Source organism: Barnesiella sp. ET7, from assembly GCF_024733785.1.
In the GTDB taxonomy this organism is placed as follows: Bacteria; Bacteroidota; Bacteroidia; order Bacteroidales; family Barnesiellaceae; genus Barnesiella; species Barnesiella merdigallinarum.
Genome location: NZ_JANRHM010000006.1, coordinates 46,918 through 63,571, shown reverse-complemented (window position 1 = coordinate 63,571; position 16,654 = coordinate 46,918). Strand labels below are relative to the sequence as shown.

Annotated in this window: 9 protein-coding genes and 1 pseudogene; all 10 read right to left on the bottom strand. The window is 59.8% G+C overall.

Annotated features, from left to right (window positions below):
* Positions 1-519: 519 nt before the first annotated feature.
* Positions 520-819: pseudogene (locus tag NW211_RS14160) on the bottom strand (MFS transporter); the annotation flags it as partial.
* A gap of 91 nt (positions 820-910) precedes the next feature.
* Positions 911-2,215, bottom strand: a complete 1,305-nt coding sequence (locus tag NW211_RS05160; RefSeq protein ID WP_258327155.1) for a SpoIID/LytB domain-containing protein — start codon at positions 2,213-2,215, stop codon at positions 911-913.
* 7 nt (positions 2,216-2,222) lie between these two features.
* Positions 2,223-3,152: a DUF4922 domain-containing protein gene (locus tag NW211_RS05155; protein ID WP_087408743.1), complete on the bottom strand. Its 930-nt coding sequence runs from the start codon at positions 3,150-3,152 to the stop codon at positions 2,223-2,225.
* Between the two features lie 6 nt (positions 3,153-3,158).
* Complete coding sequence (locus tag NW211_RS05150; RefSeq protein WP_258327154.1) at positions 3,159-4,616, bottom strand: glycosyltransferase family A protein; 1,458 nt, start codon at positions 4,614-4,616, stop codon at positions 3,159-3,161.
* Between the two features lie 10 nt (positions 4,617-4,626).
* Positions 4,627-6,492, bottom strand: coding sequence for a PQQ-binding-like beta-propeller repeat protein (locus NW211_RS05145; RefSeq protein WP_258327153.1), 1,866 nt, complete (start codon positions 6,490-6,492; stop codon positions 4,627-4,629).
* A 7-nt stretch (positions 6,493-6,499) separates the two neighbouring features.
* Positions 6,500-9,475 (bottom strand): fibronectin type III domain-containing protein, encoded by a 2,976-nt coding sequence (locus NW211_RS05140; protein ID WP_258327152.1) that lies wholly within the window; start codon positions 9,473-9,475, stop codon positions 6,500-6,502.
* Between the two features lie 261 nt (positions 9,476-9,736).
* Complete coding sequence (locus NW211_RS05135; protein WP_087408739.1) at positions 9,737-10,576, bottom strand: hypothetical protein; 840 nt, start codon at positions 10,574-10,576, stop codon at positions 9,737-9,739.
* Positions 10,577-10,847: 271 nt separating this feature from the next.
* A complete protein-coding gene (locus NW211_RS05130) occupies positions 10,848-13,232 on the bottom strand; it encodes an Ig-like domain-containing protein (protein WP_258327151.1) in 2,385 nt (794 codons plus the stop codon).
* A gap of 10 nt (positions 13,233-13,242) precedes the next feature.
* A complete protein-coding gene (locus tag NW211_RS05125) occupies positions 13,243-14,145 on the bottom strand; it encodes a hypothetical protein (protein WP_258327150.1) in 903 nt (300 codons plus the stop codon).
* A gap of 19 nt (positions 14,146-14,164) precedes the next feature.
* Positions 14,165-16,639, bottom strand: a complete 2,475-nt coding sequence (locus tag NW211_RS05120; RefSeq protein WP_258327149.1) for a phosphodiester glycosidase family protein — start codon at positions 16,637-16,639, stop codon at positions 14,165-14,167.
* Between the last annotated feature and the right edge of the window lie 15 nt (positions 16,640-16,654).

Below are 16,654 nucleotides of genomic sequence, written 5' to 3'. Positions count from 1 at the left end.
CTTTTCGCCGGGTTTGGGCTGTTGCGAGAGGCATACCTTGATGACCCCGATGTTGCCGGTGAGCTGGTGTTGGGTGCGCTCGCGGTTTTCACCGAAGGTGTTCTTGATGAAGAGCTCGAACTTGCTGAGCTCCTGACCCTTTGCGGCGGTGCTGCTCTGGGTCGTGGCGGCCGTCTCGGGAGCGGCGAAACCGTTGGCGATGTTCTGCTGTTTTACCCAGGCATTTACCGAGTCGACTTGGGCGGGATTGGCCGCGGTACCTATCTCGAGCACGGCAGGCGTGGCCACGAAGTGCATCTCGTCGTTGTTGCTGTCGGTCACGTAGTCGGTCGAGGGGAGGGCGATTTCACTGGCATACTGCGGGCCGGCCTTCACCTCGAGCGACAGAGGGGTAAGGCCCGTATTCGACTCGAGCAGTCCGGCCAGAATCACCAGCAATCCCTGCCCGGCGATGGTGGCCACCCGATAGAAGGTGCTGCGGATGCCCACATACATGGCCTGGTCGTGGGTGTCGAGGGCCAGCATGTAGAAACCGTCGGCCGCAATGTCGTGCGTAGCCGAGCTGAAGGCCACCAGCCAGAAAATGGCCAGCGTAATCTGGAAGAAGTGCGGCGCGGGAATGGTGAATGCGATGCCGGCCAGGCCTGCGCCCACGAGCATCTGCATGGTCACTACCCACCACCGTTTGGTTTTCAACAGGTCGATGAAGGGGCTCCAGAAGGGTTTGATGACCCACGGCAGGTAGAGCCAACTGGTGTAGAGGGCGATGTCGGTATTGGAGATTCCCAGTCGTTTGTACATGATGACCGAGATGGTCATCACAGCCACATAGGGCAGCCCCTGCGCAAAGTATAGCGTAGGAATCCAGGCCCAGGGCGATGTCTTTTTCTGCGAATTCATGGTTTATGTGTTAATAGAGTTTTTCAATGGTTGCTCCCGCGAAATAGTGCAGGAGGATGTGTCGGTAGTCGTATCCCTGCTCGCCCATGACGGCGGCGCCTATCTGGCAGAGTCCTACGCCGTGGCCCCAGCCGGCTCCCCGCAGCACGAAGCGTTGCGGTATGCCGTCGACCACCTCCTCGCGCTCGACGATGAAGGCCGAGCTGTACAGGTGCGAGGGCGAGAGGGTGCGGCGTATCTCCAGCTCCTTGCCGATGGTGAGGGTCTGTCGTGTGCCCTGTATCTGCAGGCGGATGAGCCGACCCGAGGTGCCCCGCTCAATGGGTTTCAGGTCGACAATCTGGCCGAAGTCGATGCCCGATTTCTCCCGGATGAGTGCCGCCAGCTCCTGTTGGGTGTAGGCCACGCTCCAGCGGTAGAAGTCGGTCGTCTCCTGGTCGTAGTTGTTGAGCACCTGCGAGAGCACCCGTTTGTCGGTGGTGTTGCAGAAGGCCTCGGGCGATTCGCAAATCCAGCGGCGGGCATTCTTCTCGACGGTCAGGTCGGGGAAGTCGTGCTCGTTGCGGTCGTCGCGCAGGGCGACGAGGTAGGGAAAGTCGCGGTTTTCCCAGCACGAAGAGAAGCGCTCCATCACGCCGCCGCAACACTTCGAGAAGCGGGCGTCGCATATCTGGCCGTTGTAGGTGAGTATCTCGCCCCGGGTGGCCTCGATGGCCTGCCCCACGATGGGGGTCGATTCGCGGGTGATGCCCTGGTAGCGCTGGCAGTGGTCGTCGGCGCAGACGTCGAAGCGGTCGTGGTCCTCCCGGTCGTACCAGCGGATGAGCTCGTGATCGGTGCGGAAGCACGAGACGGGTTTCTGCCCGGCCAGCGCCTTGTTCTTCTGTATTTGAGCCAGCAGCCAACTGCGGGAGATGACGGCGTGCGACTTGAGCAGCTCGAGCGAGGCGGTGGCGCTCATCTCCGACGAGATGACGCTGAGCAGATACTCTTCGATGCCCAGCTCGTTGATGGCGGTGAGGCGGTCGCCCTCGACAATCAGCTTCAGGGCTCCCCTGAAGGTCTGGTCTTCGCGGCGCTCCCAGTGGAATTTCACCCCTATGGTCACCCCCTTGAGGCAGAACGAGTGGCCGGCCTCCTGCGGGGTGAAGAGGAGCTGGTCGTACAATCCGCCGTTCCAGCCGATGCGCCCCTGCTCGATGCGGGCCGTTTGGGCCCCTTCGACCGGGTGGCCGCCTTGCAGATAGGTGCCGTTGAGGACGAACCCGATGGTTTCGCCCGACATGATTCCTACGGTTACCGATGGCTCTTTCATGGCTGTGCTATTTGAGTTTTTGGGCTATTTGGTTCATTTTCTCCCGGTCGAGGCATACCTCGGCGAGTATCTGGGCCAGGTCGTCGGCCGTGATTTTCTCGAAATCTTTCTCGAGCGGGGTGATGAATACACCACCCATATCGACCGATGCGGGGCTGAGCAGGATGTTGTCGTCGCCCTCGGCAAAGTAGCACGAGGGGCGATGCTGGGCCCGCGGGAAGATGGCGACCGACCAGCGGTCGGTGTCGTACCAGGCGAGCACGTTCATCATGGGCTCCGTTTCGTCGGGTTTCACCTCGAGCGTCTGGTAGAGCTTGTCGAAGAGGGCCCGGGCGTCGTCGGCCCCGGTGGCTTCGATGAGGAAGAAGGGGCAGATGTACTCCTCGACCAGACTCAGCCGGGCCGAGCCCTGGGTAATCACCGGCGTGCGGTGGCAGGAGGCTACCACGTCACACAGCGGCAGGAAACCTTTGTTGCCGGCCTGGAAGTGGGCGTGGTCGGGAGCCGAGGCTCCGCATTTGGGTCCGTTGTAGAAGAGCACGAAGTCGTCGGCCTCGCGAGCCAGACGCAGCATGTCGCCGAACCGGCTGCCGATGAGTTGCGGCGTGTGGCGGTTGACCGGGATGGTGAAGTGCTTGGGGAAGATAGGGAAGGGGTTGATGAGCCACGTGTACTCCCCGTCGGGCAGCCCGTGCTGTACCTCGGGCCGGTTCTCGACGCAGAGGAAACACTTGCGCTCCTTCAACGATTTCGTGTCGACCTTGGCCGCCGACGAAACGATGCGGGCCGGGTTGAACTGCACCTTGACCGTGCAGCCCCCCAGCGGTATCTCCTTGACCCGTACCGACTCCAGTGCCTGGTAGTTGTTGCGGGCCGAATCCCACACGGCGAGCTGGTCGTCGAGCAGGCGTTCGATATGTTTCGATGTCAGTTCCATACCGGTTTATTTTTTATTCATGGCCACCCGGGCTTGCAGCTCCCAGGTGCGGATGCGGTCTTTGTAGAGGTTGTTGGCGTTCATCTTCTCGATGCTGAGCGAGGCGTCGGAGTTGTCGTCCCAGCGGCGGCACAGGTATACCACGTCGTAGACGCGGCCTATCTGGTAGCGGCGCGAGATGTTCAGACCCAGGGCGTAGTCTTCGCCGTAGCTGGTGTTGGGCACCTTCACCTTGCGCAGAAGCGGGGTGTAGAAGGCGCGCGGAGCACCCAGGCCGTTGATGCGCAGGGCGTTGTTGCGGCCGTTTTCGGGGGTCCACTCCTTGTGGTCGATGATGCCCGGGGCAATCATGTTCATGTGGAAGTCGGTCATCATGTAGGTACCTACCACCATGCCGCAGTTCTGCTCGTAGAAGGCGTTGACCATGGTTTGCAGGGTGTGCTCGTCCTTGTAGACGTCGTCGCTGTCGAGCTGCACGGCAAACTTGCCGCACTTGGGGTGATGCACGCCCAGGTTCCAGCAGCCGCCTATGCCCAGGTCGTTGCGCTCGGGAATGAGGTGGACGACCCGCTCGTCGGCCGCAAAGCGGTCGATGGCCTCGGTGGTGCCGTCGGTCGAGTGGTTGTCGATGATGATGAGGTTGAATTTGAAGTTGGTCTGCTGCTTCAGTACCGACTCGATGGCATCGGCAATGGTGCGTACGCGGTTGCGCACGGGAATGATGACCGAAGCCTCGTATTCGAAGTTACCCTCGTCGAAGGCAATCTTCTCGAAACGGGGCTCGAGGTATCCACCGATGGCCTTGAGGTGCTCGGTGCAGGCGGCCTCCATCTCAATCTGTACGCCCCGGTTCTTGGGGTCGACGTAGTCGAAAATCTTCTCGCCGCTCTTGCGGTTGTCGTTCTCGACTTCGGAGTAGAGATACTCGTTGATGTGTACCAGCGAAGCCTTTTGCGACAGCTTCAGACGCAGGTCGTAGAGACCGGCAAACTGGAAGTCGGTGGTCATGCGCGAGGCGGCCTCCCGGAAGGCGGCGGCGTTGAAGAGCAGCAGCGACCCGAAGTTGAAGTCGTCGCGCAGACTGCCGTACTGGTAGTCGATGACGGGGGCCTTCTCCTGTTTACCTTCGGTCACGTGGTACGAGTCGGCGTAGGCCATGCCGGCCTGGGAGTCGTCGGCGATGCGCACCATGCGCTCGAGGGCGAAGTAGCCCAGTTCGAGGGTGGTGTATTTGGTGTAGAGTAGGGTGTAGTCGGCATCGCTGCGGTCGGCTATCGCGTGCAGCGTGGCCGAGGCGTTGAGGCTGGTTACCGGCAGAAGTTCACACCCCTCTACCGCTTCTTGATTCTTTTCGGTGGCGAGCAGGTAGATGCTCTTCACATGTTCGCAGGCCCGCAGCCCTTTTACGGTTTCGCTTACCTGAGCCTGGCTCGAGAAAGGAATGAAACAGTTGATTGTTTTCATAACTGGAGTTTTATTTTTGTTTATTCGTTTTATAATCGATGACAAGCAGCCCTATCTCGCCGCCGGTGGCGGTGAAGAGGCAACGCTCTTTCGAGAGGGGCACGAGGGTGCTGATGAGCGAGTTGCCCACCTTGTGCTTCCACAATACCCGGCCGGTGCGGGCGTCGAGGCCGAACATGAGTCCGTTTTTGGTGCTGCCGAAGACCACGCCATCTTTCTCGACGGGCATCGAGGGGGCGTGTTCGTAGCCGAAGCCCACGTTCGAGGCCCACAGCTTTTGCGGGTGGTCGGCGGTAGCCGAGTAGCAGACCACGCTGTCGTTCATCGTCTTGCTGTAGATGCGGCGGTTGTCTTCCGACAAACCGATGGTCTCGCGCACCATCGACTCTTTGGTGCGCCACACGGTGGCCCCGGTGCGGACGTCGATAGCCGAGAGCACCCGCTCGGGGTCGGCCACGAACACCTTGCCGTGGGCACCTACGGGCCATACGGCAGCGGCCGAGTAGAATTTGCCCGGTTTGCCGTCGCGCCACTTCCACACTTCACGGCCGGTTTTCAGGTCGAGGGCATAGAGGTTCTTGTCCCACGCCCCGAATATGACGAGCCCGTCGTAGACGAGCGGTTTGGTTTCGATGTATCCGGCCACCCCTTCGTAGGTCCAGACGGCTTGCCCCGAGTGGAGGTCGATGGCTCTGAAGCAGTGGTCGCTGCCACCGATATAGACTACCCCCTTGTGCAGGGTCACGGCGCCCAGCACGGGGGCATCGGTCTGGACTTTCCACAGCAGTCGGCCGGTGGTGGCGTCGAGGCCGTAGATGCACATGTCGGCCGAGCCGAATACCACTACGTTGTCGTCGGCCGCGGGGGTGCCCACGATGCGCATGCCGCTCTTGAAGCGCCACAGCTCCTTGCCGTCGGCGAGGGCGTAGCAGGCGAGGGTGCCCGAGTCGTCGCCCACGTAGACCTTGCGGTCCCAGCAGGCGGGCGAGGAGAATATCTCATAGCCGCACTTGACCAGCCACTGCTCCTTGACCTGGGGATACTCGAGGTTCACCGAGTAGTCGGGGCGGGGATAGCCGGCGTTGCTTTTGTCGAAGTTGGGGCCGGTCATGGTGTAGCCTCCCCGGCGCACCGGTTCCCGGCCTATCTGCTGTTCGTAGATGAGGATGGAGTCGGGGGTCACCTCGCAGAGCGAGTAGCCGCCGACGGGGGCTTTGTCGCGCAGGTTCGACCGGCACAGAATGCCGGGTATGCCGTCGTATTTCAGATTCAGGTACTGGTGGTAGTGGCCGCCCATGACGAGGCGGATGTTGTAGGGACGGATGGCGTCGGTCACATCGTACCAGTTGTCGACGTCGCCCGGCTGGAGGGGATAGTGAGTGACGACGATGACAGGCTTCTCCGGACCGGCGGCACTCAGTTCGCGCTTGAGCCAGTCGATGTCCTGCGGAGCCACGTGGCCGTCGGCCATGCGGATGATGGGACCCGAGTTCATGCCCAGGAAGAGCACGCCGTCGTGCTCGAACCGGAACCGCTCGCTGCCGAAGATGCGGGCGAAATCGGTTACCCCCGACTCGCTCCACTTCGTTTCGTGGTTGCCCGGCACGATGTAGTAGGGAACCTCGAGCCGGTCGAGCAGCGACTTGACCACCTCCATGGAGCGGCGGTCGCCCAGGTTGGTGATGTCGCCCGAGACGATGGCAAAGTCGATACCGGGTGTCGCGTTGATCTGGTCGACCGATCGGGCCAGGTCGTTGCAGGGCAGTGAGTCGCCGGCGGTGATGTGGATGTCGGTGAGGAAGGCAAACTTGAAGTCGGCCGCCTGACTGCCAATGACCAGCAGGAGAAGGGAGAGTGAGAGGAGAAATCGTTTCATGGGTTGTTTATCGGTCGTTTGAGTTTTCGTTGAAGGTAGAGAGTATGGCATTCATGAGCGCGTCGCGTTGGACTTCGCTTTTGATAGTCTCGAAGGGGTAGCCCAGCACGCAGGTGCTGTATGTATCGCCCCGGTAGAAGATGCCGGCGCTGATGTTGTTCTCGCCATAGCGCTGTATGGTGTAGCTGCCCTTGCCGAAGGGTTCGATGCCGTCGGGCGACTCTACGGCGTAGCACTGGGCGTTGGGGGTGTGGTAATACTCGAAGTCGAGCTTGCCGAAGCGGGCAAAGGGCGAGGCTGCCGGTTTCACCCGACCGCTCACCGAGGCTTGCCCGGTGCGCCAGGTGTAGTGCAGCACCTGGTTGGCAAACTGCTGTCCCAGCGTGTCGGCCTCGTGGTTGTCCCACAGGTCGGTACCTACGTAGGCCCCCGAGACGAAGAGGTTGCCGCCCCCGTTGCAGTAGCGGGTGATGGCCTCGCGCAGCGGCCGGTCGAAGGTCTTGAAGGCGTAGCCGCTGGTGCCCCGGCCCATCGTGACCTGTTTCTCCTTGCCGAGTATGAGGTCGGCCATGCGGTAGCGACTCGGGTCGACAAGCTGCTCGGCTACGGCCTCGTCGCTGGTCGAGACAAAGGAGTATCCGGCCCGCACAATCGAGCGGCCATGCAGGTAGGGATAGTCGAAGGTGTTGCCGGCGATGACCTGCGTTTCGTAGTCGGCGCGGCTGGCACCGAAGCCCGGGTCGTCATCGTCGCGCCAGGGGATATGGCGGCGGAACTCGTATTGTTCGCCTATGTAGTTGATGTCGCAGAGGTAGGGCACCCCGAAGTCTTTGCGGGTGTCGAAGCCCGCCGTGATGGTGTCGACCTCGAAGCTGTCGGGGCCGCTGATGCGGTCGAATCCGTTGATAACCAGCACGACTTCCTTCTCGTTGGAGGCGCGGCAGAGCGACAGCGTCTCGGAGGGGAAGCTCTCGCCGCCCCGGTTCACGGCGGTAACGCGGAAGCTGTAGATCGAGTCGGGTCGTATGGTCAGCGTGCAGGTGGTGTCGCTCACCAGGGTGCCGGCATCGAAAGCCCCGTTGCCCACCCGGGTGTAGACGATGTAGCGGTCGGGGGTGGCGGTCGGCTCGAGCGAGTCGGTCACGGCACGCCAGGCGAGGCGTATCTGGTTCGCCCCGGTAAACTCGGTGCGCAGGTGGCTCACCGGCAGGGGTTGCACGGTGTAGTCGTAGCCGTTTTGTGCGGCGATGAACTTCAAGATGCCTTTATAGACGGCCCGGGCCACGACGAAGCGGAAGCGTGGGTCGAGGCCGTAGCGCATGTCGGCAAAGTTCTGGTGCGAGAGCAACTCGAGCAGCATGGTGGGTACCTCGGGCACGCGGGCTTCGAAGTACGACTTGTTCCACATGCCCCGGCGGCTCCATTGGGGTTCGTAGGTGCGGCGTATGTCGTCGGTCACTTGCGACAGCACGGCGTCGGTGAGGTAGCGCGATACTTGCCGCGGCACGTCGTGGATGTAGACTTTGCGCTCTTTCCCGGTGAAGTAGATGCCCAGGCTGCCGATAATCGAGTCGTTGAGGGTGGTGCCGGCATCGGAGTGGAAGGCAAAGGCCAGGTCTATCGGCACGTTCAGGCCCGTGCTGTCGGGCAGTACCGACGAGCCTCCGGCCAGGTAGTTGACCCACTCTCCCCGGCATTTGTAGTCGTCGACATAGTCGTTTTCGCCCTGGGTGGGCGAGTAGACCGAAGCCGGGAATCCGGCCCATTGCAGCCAGTAGCGGGCCGCTTCGGTGAAGCGGGGGTATCCGCTGGACTGGTCGGTATAGTCGATAGCGGCCAGGGTGGGGTTGCTCTCGATGCGCGAGGGGTTCACCCGGCGGGCTATGTTGCCGTAGCCACCGCCTATCTTCACGGCATCGGCCGTGACGGTGCGTCCCTTTTCACGGGCCAGGTTGCTCAACTCGATACGGGCCTCCCGGCCCCCCTCGAAGTCGAAGTGCCCCAGATAGATCCAGGTGCCGCCGCCCATGGTCTGGTTGACGTGGAATTGCGATTTACCCCCTTTGTGATATACGGTGTAGAGAGCGTCGTCGGTGCTGTTTTTGACCGTGTGATAGGCCACGTAGACGGCATATCGGCCCCCCTCGGGAATCGTGGCGTGCCAGCAGGCCCGTATCTCCTTGTGCGGGTCGGTGGTGGTGTGGGTCTGGCGGAAGCTCCCGTCGGTAAAGGGGTTCTGAAAATCGGTATAGACTTGTTGCCGGTGGGCGAATCCGATGCCGCCCTCCTTCCAGCGCTCTTTCCCGGCCGAGGTTTCGCGATAGGTGGCCGGGTTGTCGTTGTCGGCAATGAGTTCGTGCCCGTTGGTATCGCGCTCACGGGGCGAGAAGACGTAGGCTCCCGCCTGCTCGAGCATGGGGGTGAGGAAGGGCATGACGTAGCTCTGGGTATAGAGGTCTTCTACGGTCTGGAAGATGCGGGCGCGCTGCCACTCCCAGCGGTCGAGCGACTGCTCGAAGTAGAACCCGTGGCTCTGCCACAGGGCGATGTGGCGGTTGAGCAGCCCCCGGTCGGGGGTGTAGAGGCGGTTTACCGGCTCGACGATGGGTCGGTGACACTTGACGGCAAAGCGCTTGTGATTCTCGGCAAAGGGGATGAGTCGGCTGATTTCGTAACCACCGGCGTAGATGGCCAGCTTCTTGTGTCTCAGATTCTTGGGGAGGATGGAGCGCACGGTGTCATAGGCCCGTTTGACCAGCTCCTCGCGGAACGGCAGATAAGAAAACTCGTCGTTCATGACGATGACGAGGCGGTTGCCCTTCTGTTGCGAGAGCGATTTCAGCTTGATTTCGCCGATGCCGAGATGCTGGGGCTTGAGCGAGGCGAGTGCCTGCTCGACGGTCGGCTCCAGATTGCGGGCATGTGTGGGGCCGAGCAGGACTGCTATGAGGATAAGCAGGAAGATATAGCGTTTCTCTTTCATGTTTTTCGAATGGATCAATTCGGTTATTTTCCGCTCCTCTTGTCGGGTAGCTCCGATTTGGGCCGTGCCAAAGAGCCACCGTCGGTGTCGGCGGGCAAAAACTATCTTTTTAGTTAATACAAATATAGGTATATTTTGATTTCGGGAACATATATTTAGTATTTTTTAATATGAATTTCCCTCCGTTTGTGAACGAAAAAAAATATGCAGAATCGAGGGTGTCGGTTCTGCATAGCTATGAGGTGCGGAAGTGGTTGAAGCTTATCCGTAAATCGAGTGGTACTCGATAAGTCCCCGCATGGGGCTCTTCTCGGTCTTTTCGATATTGAGTCCGAAATCTTTAGCCACCAGGTCGAGGATGTCGGCGTAGGTGTAGGCGAGATTTCCCATGAAGAAGACCGGGTATGACTTGTAGTCGTACTGGATGATGTTGCGCTGGAAGAACCGCATCAACTCTTCGTAGACCAGGTTGAACGCGTATTTGTTGTCGAGGTGGTCTTTGAGGAAGTAGGAGAAGGTCGACAGCGACCGGTTGGGGAAGGGGTGGTTGTAGATCGAGTCGAGAATCTCGTCGGGGGTGACTTTGAACTTCTCGTAGAAGGCGTCGCACAACTCTTTGGGAGCCAGATTTTTGAGGTAGTCGCTCAGGAAGCGGCGGCCCATGGCGGCCCCACTGCCCTCGTCGCCCAGAATGTAGCCGGCCGACCGTACGTTTTTGATGATGCGCTCACCGTCGTAGAGGCACGAGTTGGAGCCTGTACCCAAGATACAGGCGATACCCGGTTTGTCGATGAGCATACCGCGGGCGGCAGCCAACAGGTCGCTCTCGGCCGAGATGGGGGTCTTGAACTGGGCTACCAGCGAGGCCTCGAGTATGTTTTTCTTGTCGAGGTTGGCACATCCGGCACCGTAGAAATAGACCCGCTCCCATCTTTTCTTGAAGAAGGCTTCGGGCAGGTTGAGCCGTATGCTGTGACTGATCTCTCTACGTGTCTGAAAGAAGGGGTTTATACCTTCGGTAAAACTCCTTTCTACCACATTTTTCCCGTCGACGAGAACCCATTCCGTAGTGGTGGAACCACTTTCTGCTATAATCTTCATAAATCCAAAATCTTGATAATGGTGTTTTCTGGTATCACTCCATTAAATTAAAAAAGAGCCTGCAAGTCCTTGCCTGTGATTATGCTGGTCCTTGCATCGCTACTCTGTTGCTTATACATCACAAAGATAAAATTTCTTTCGACATTTTCCAAAAGGAATGCTTATTTTTTATATAAAGTACCAAATTTCTGTTAAAACCTAATGGATGAACGAGGCTGCATATCCGGCGGGAATGCCGGAGTATGCAGCCTCGCAGGAGGTAATAAATGAACTAATGAACAATCAATACCGGGTAGCAGAAGTTGTGGTCGGCGGCTCTGATCTGGAGCAGGTAGGTACCGGCGGGGATACCCGTGACGTCGAGCACGGCTTCGGTGCCTGTGGCTACACAGCTACCGGCCAGGTTGTAGAGGGCTACGCGTTGCACGGGAGCCTCGGACTGGATGTGCAGCAGGTCGGTGGCCGGGTTGGGGTATACCTGAATCGAGGCCGAGGTGGCTACGGATTGGATACCCGACGAGGTGTAGGCCAGCATGTTGTCGAGGTAGAAGCTGCCCGAGTTGGAGAAGAAGGGGCCCTTGCGCACCACCTTGATGCCGCTCACCCGGTAGCTCTTGCCGGGGGTGAGCTGGTCGAGACGGGCCTCGCGGAATTGCCAGCCGCGGAAGTCGATGTTGGTGAGCAGCACCTCCCGGGTGTCGTCGCCCGACGAGAGTTGCAGCCAGATTTCGTCGCAGGCCAGGTCGCCATAGATGTGCATGCCTATGGTCTGGGTGTTGTCGACGGTGGCACCACCGGCAAAGGTGGCATCGGTCGGGTAGAAGGCATAGGCCTCGTTGGCGTTGAAGGTGTAGGTGAAGTTGTAGCCGGCACTGCCGAAGAGGGCTTGCGAGGTCGAGCGGACCGCCTTGGCTGTGGACACGCCGCTGCTTTGTGCTGCGTCGTAGGTGATGCGGTCGGCCGTCTCGAAGTCCTCGATGGGGGCGTCGTTGTGGCGCACGTCGCCGGCGGTGAAGTTAATCACGATGGGGTCGATGACGGGCAGACTGTTGACGTCGCTCAGCGAGGCATCGATTCGCAACTGATACTCCTGACCCTGAACCAGGTCGGAAGCGGTGGTGAAATAGTAGTTGCCGTAGACGTCGCCCAGCTGGTTGTACTTGGCCGAGCGCAGGTTGATGCTCACCTCGTTGCCCTCGTTGTCGTAGAGCTTGATGAGGTTGCGGATGTCGACGGCATCGAGCACGTTGTCGAACCGCACCTCGAGGGTCGGTTTCGTGTAGTGAACCACGCCACCATCGGCCGGGCTGGAGGCCAGCAGCTTCAACTGGTTGCGGCCTTGGGTGAGGAAGGAGAACGAGAAGTCCTCTTCCATCGACAGGTTACCCGGGTGTTTGGCGCTCTTGTCGATGGTCACGGTGTAGCGCGTAGCCACTTCGTAGGGACGGTTGGGGGTGAATACCATGCGGTATTGCGAGTCTTCGAAGGTGATTTCGCCCTCGACGGCCGGCTCGATAGAGAAGGCTTCGCGTACCGACTCTACATCCATATCCCAGTTGAAGTTGATGACGATGGGGGTGGTGCAGTTGATGCTGTCGGTTTCGCTCTCCATCATGGGGCTGTACGAGAGCACCTCGGGCGGCGTGCTTCTCACGCGGTCCATGGCGACGTTGGTATAGCTTATGGTGTTGGCCGTAACGGTGACGTCGATGGTCTGTTCGTAGTGGTCATCGGCCACTACTTTCAACTGGTAGTTGCCGGGAGCCAGGTCGCGGAACATGTATACGCCGTTGAAATAGGGGTCGGTCGTGTAGGTGATGTTGTTGGGCAGCAGGGTGACGGTGGCACCGCACAGGGGCACCTGCTTGTCGCGGCCGTGCTGTACGTACGACTCGGTGCGGGTCATGCGGCTGTCGTATACGACACCGGCAATGTGGCCGGTCGTGAAGCCGTCGGTATTGAAATACTCCATCACCGCCTTGGCAAAGTGCCAGGCCTCGATGTATTTGTAGTCCATGTTGAGCAGACGGTAGGTCTCGGGCACATAGTCGTGGTACGAACCCTCCGAGAGGAATCCCGTGACGGTGAGGTTACGCAGCACGCCCAGGCCGGCGTTGTTCCAGTCGGGGTAGAAATCCCAGTCGCCCACTACGTATTCACTGGTTTGCGTCCAGTAGGTGACCTGGTTTTCGATGAGGTGCTTGAACAGAATCTTGGCCACCACCTTGTCTTCGGGTTTGGCCGGATTCTCGGTGTATCCCTTGAAGAGCATCATGGGGAAGTTGACCCGATTGCTGGTGCCGGTGGCGTTGCTGTGAATCGAGAAGAAGAGGTCGGCATCGAATTCGTTGGCCTCGCGGCTGATGGTGTTCAGGTTGAGGTCGTCTTCGGTGCGGTTCAGCACGCGCGACATGGCCACGGTAGCCCCCTGGCCTTCGAGCAGTTCGCGCAGCATGAGCCCCTTGTGGAGGTTCGACGAAGATTCCCAGAAGCCCAGCGTATCGCCCTGGGCAAAGGGTGCGACGGCTACGTTGCGGTCGTCCGAGTCCCAGCCTCCGTGGCCGGGGTTGATGTAGATTCTCAGGCCTGTCATGTCTTTGGCTTGCAGACCGAGACAGCCCACGAGGGCTATGACGAGTATATAGAGTTTTTTCATGGCAGCGTTTTTATTTCGTGATGTTTAATTCCAGCATAAAGAGTTTGCCTTCGGGGGTGTTGTACACGATTTTACCGGCAGCGGCCGAGGGGTTCATGCCCATCTCGTCGGGGTCGGTGAGGTTGTGTACCTGGCGGTTGTGGCGGTCGAGTAGCACGATTTGCGAGGCGGTGTACTGGTGGCCGTCGTCGGTGGTGCGGGCAGCGGCTACGAAATCGTTGCCGTACCAGGCGGGGGCTTCGAAGTCGCCCAGTTCGGCCAGTACCTTACCGTCGAGGTCGAGCACGACTACCCCTTTGCCGATGGCATAGGTGGCAATCTTGGTGCCGTCGGGCGAGAGGGTGGTCCACAAGTAGCTGCGCACCTGATTGCCGTAGGGGCGCAACACCCGCGAGGTTTTGCCGTCGCATACGACGATGGTACCCTCTTGAGCTACCGAGTAGACGTAGAGGCTGTTGATGCGGGCGCCTACGCTCTTGAACAGTTTGTTGCCGGCAAATACGGCCATGCCTCCGGCGATGGCGGCCGGGCGCTTCAGGTCGCGGGTGGGGGCTATGAGCTGGCGTTCGCTCTTCAGGTCGAGGTTATACTCCGAGAGCGAACGGAGCTTCTGTCCGCCCACCGTGCTTTGCTGCCGGTAGTAGATGGCCGAGCCGTCGGTGCTGAATACCGGGTCGAAACCGGCCCCGGCCGAGAAGCTCACCACCTGGCTGTTGCCGGTCGTGAAGTCGAGCACTTTCAGTCCGGTGTAGTCGGACGAGGTATAGGCCATTTTACTGCCGTCGGGACTGAGCACCGGGAAATAGGCGGCTCCTCCCTCGGGGGTTACCTCGGTGTGGCGGGTAACCGATACGTTTTGTGCCGAGAGCGTGGCAGCGCACGCCAACAGGGCTATGGTCAATTTCATTTTCATGGTGTATGATTTTTGGATTTTATTGTACGACAATTTTGTTGACAAAGTTCCCGTGGGGCGTCTGTACGGCGACAATGTAGACGTCGGGGGTCAACGAACCGGCATCGATGGTACCCGGTCGGTCGATGGTCTGCTCCAGCACGAGGGCACCGTTGCGGTCGTATATCCGCACGAGGCTTCCCGGTGCGATGGCTTCACCCTCGAGGCAGAAGGTGCCGTCGGTCACGGGGTTGGGATAGAGTGTGAGGTTGCGGTCGCCGGCTATCGCCTCGATACCGCTCACTACCCCGTTGTAGACGAGGCTGAACTCCTTGAGGTCAATCTTGTAGGCCTGTCCGCTGGTGGTCCCGGAGGTGCTGATGTAGAACTTGATGTAGTTCAGGGTGATGGGGAATCCGCCGCGATTGTTTTCGCCGGTGATTTGGACTGAGGGGATGGCAATGAGGTAGTCGCTGTTGGTCTCCAGGCCTTCGTATTCGAGGTATTGCTCCTTGTCACCGTTGGCCTTGCAGGCAATCTGTACCTTCGAGAGGGGTATCTCGCTGTGGATGAGCAGCCGTATGGTATCGGGGATGCTGTAGAGCGTGACGCTCTTGTCCATCTCGACGTAGGGCTGGCGGCCCGATTTGTAGGTGAATGCCAGCGTGCCGGCTCCGTTACCTGCCGGGGTGACCGTGGCGTCGGTGATGGCGCTGATGGCCTTGGTGGTCCAGCCGGTGAAGTCGTCGGCCGGGATGCGGGGCGACTGCGGAATCTCTACGGTCACATCCATGGTGCCGCTAAAGTCGCCTATCGAACCGGTGATGCGGGTCTGCCCGTTCTGGAGTCCGGTGAGTACACCCCCTTCGATTTGGCAGACGGTGGGATCGTCGATGCTCCAGGTGAGCGAGGCCGGGTCGTAGGTGTAGGTATTCTCGCCGATGGTCGAGATGACCTCGATGGGATAGGGGTGAGCCTTGTCGGCCAGCACGGCGCTGTTCTTCATGGCTATTTCGGTAGCCTTGACGGTCACCTTGATTTCGCCCGTAGCGTTGCCCGAGGTGACGTGCAGGATGCCCGTAGTAGCCCGGGGCGCGGCATAGAAGCGTTTGCCGTCGTCCGAGACGGTTCCCAGCGAGGGGTCGCAACTGAGGGTGTAGTCGGCCACTTGCGTATCGACCAGTACACCATACTGGTTATAACCCAGAATGGTAGGTTCGAAGCAGGCATAGGCCGGAATCTCGAGGTTGTAGTGGTCGAAAGCCAGGTGGGTGAGGTTTTCGTCGTCGGGGGCGTTGGTGAATATCATGAAGCCGTTCGATACCGGGCGCTCCTTGCCGTCGGCCGGATTGTTCACGAGGCTGCCCCGCAGCATCATCTGGGCCGAACCGCCGGCGTCCATATTGGCCACGTTCCAGGCCCCGGCCTGTTTCAGAATGTAGCACATGGTGGCGGTATTGCAACCTACCGAAGTGCTCGACTTGTAGTCGATGACGATGAGGTAGAGCGTCTTGCCGTCTTGCGACATGCCTATGCCCGTGCGCGAGTAGGTCTGCGAGTTGTAGGTCTCGTTTTCATTTCGGGGGGTAAGCTGGCCCTCGCGCATCACCAGGGCGTTGCCGGTGAGCATCTGGCGGGCCATGGGTACCAGACTGTCGGTGCGGGTTTTGATGGAGGTGCTTATGGTCACCTGGTCGCCTACCTGGAGCTTGTTCAGGAAGTCGGCTCCCGTGCCTGCACCCGAGAGGGCATACTCGGCCCCTTCGAGCTGGGTGCCGCCCGTGCCCGGTACGATGCGGGTCACGACACACTTCACCTCTTTGTTGGAACCCCAGGTCTCGCCTTCGACAGGTTCGACGATGACATCGACGCCGTCGATGTAGCTTTCGGTCTCACCCGTAAAGTGGTTGTAGAGCACAATTTCGTTTTCGTTGCGGATGCGGTTAATCTCGGCGATGGCAAAGCTCTCGTTGGCGGCGTTGGTCACCCGGGCTTCGAAATAGATGTCGTCGATCCACATCTTCTTCTCCTCGTCGAGCATCACGAACGCAATCTCTTGCAGCCGCTCGATGCCTTCGCCGCGGTTGGCGCGGTTCCAGTTGTTGGGCTCGGTGGCAAACTCTCCGTTCACCATACAACCGCTGTGCGGCTGGCCCAGGAGGTCGTCCATGCCCTGTCCCGAGACAATCCAGAAGTTGCCGTTTACCGACCCGATGGGGCGGTGCCCCGGCGTGGAGAGGCGCGTATAGGCCTGGGTCATGGCCTCGGTCGTACCGGCATGGTCTTTGCCGATGAAGGCATTTACGTCGTTGTAGGGGTTGTTGAGGTCGATGGTGAGGGTGTAGACGTCGAGGGGATACTCGGGCATGTGCATGCGTACATACTGCACGCCGGGACCCACCGAACGGCACTCGAGCGTATCGACCTGTTTCGCTACGCCGGCGATGTCGATGGTGGCGTTTGCACCGGCTCCGCAAAGGAGCGACATAGCGCCTATCAGAATTATTTTTTTCATAACAGTTCAGATTGT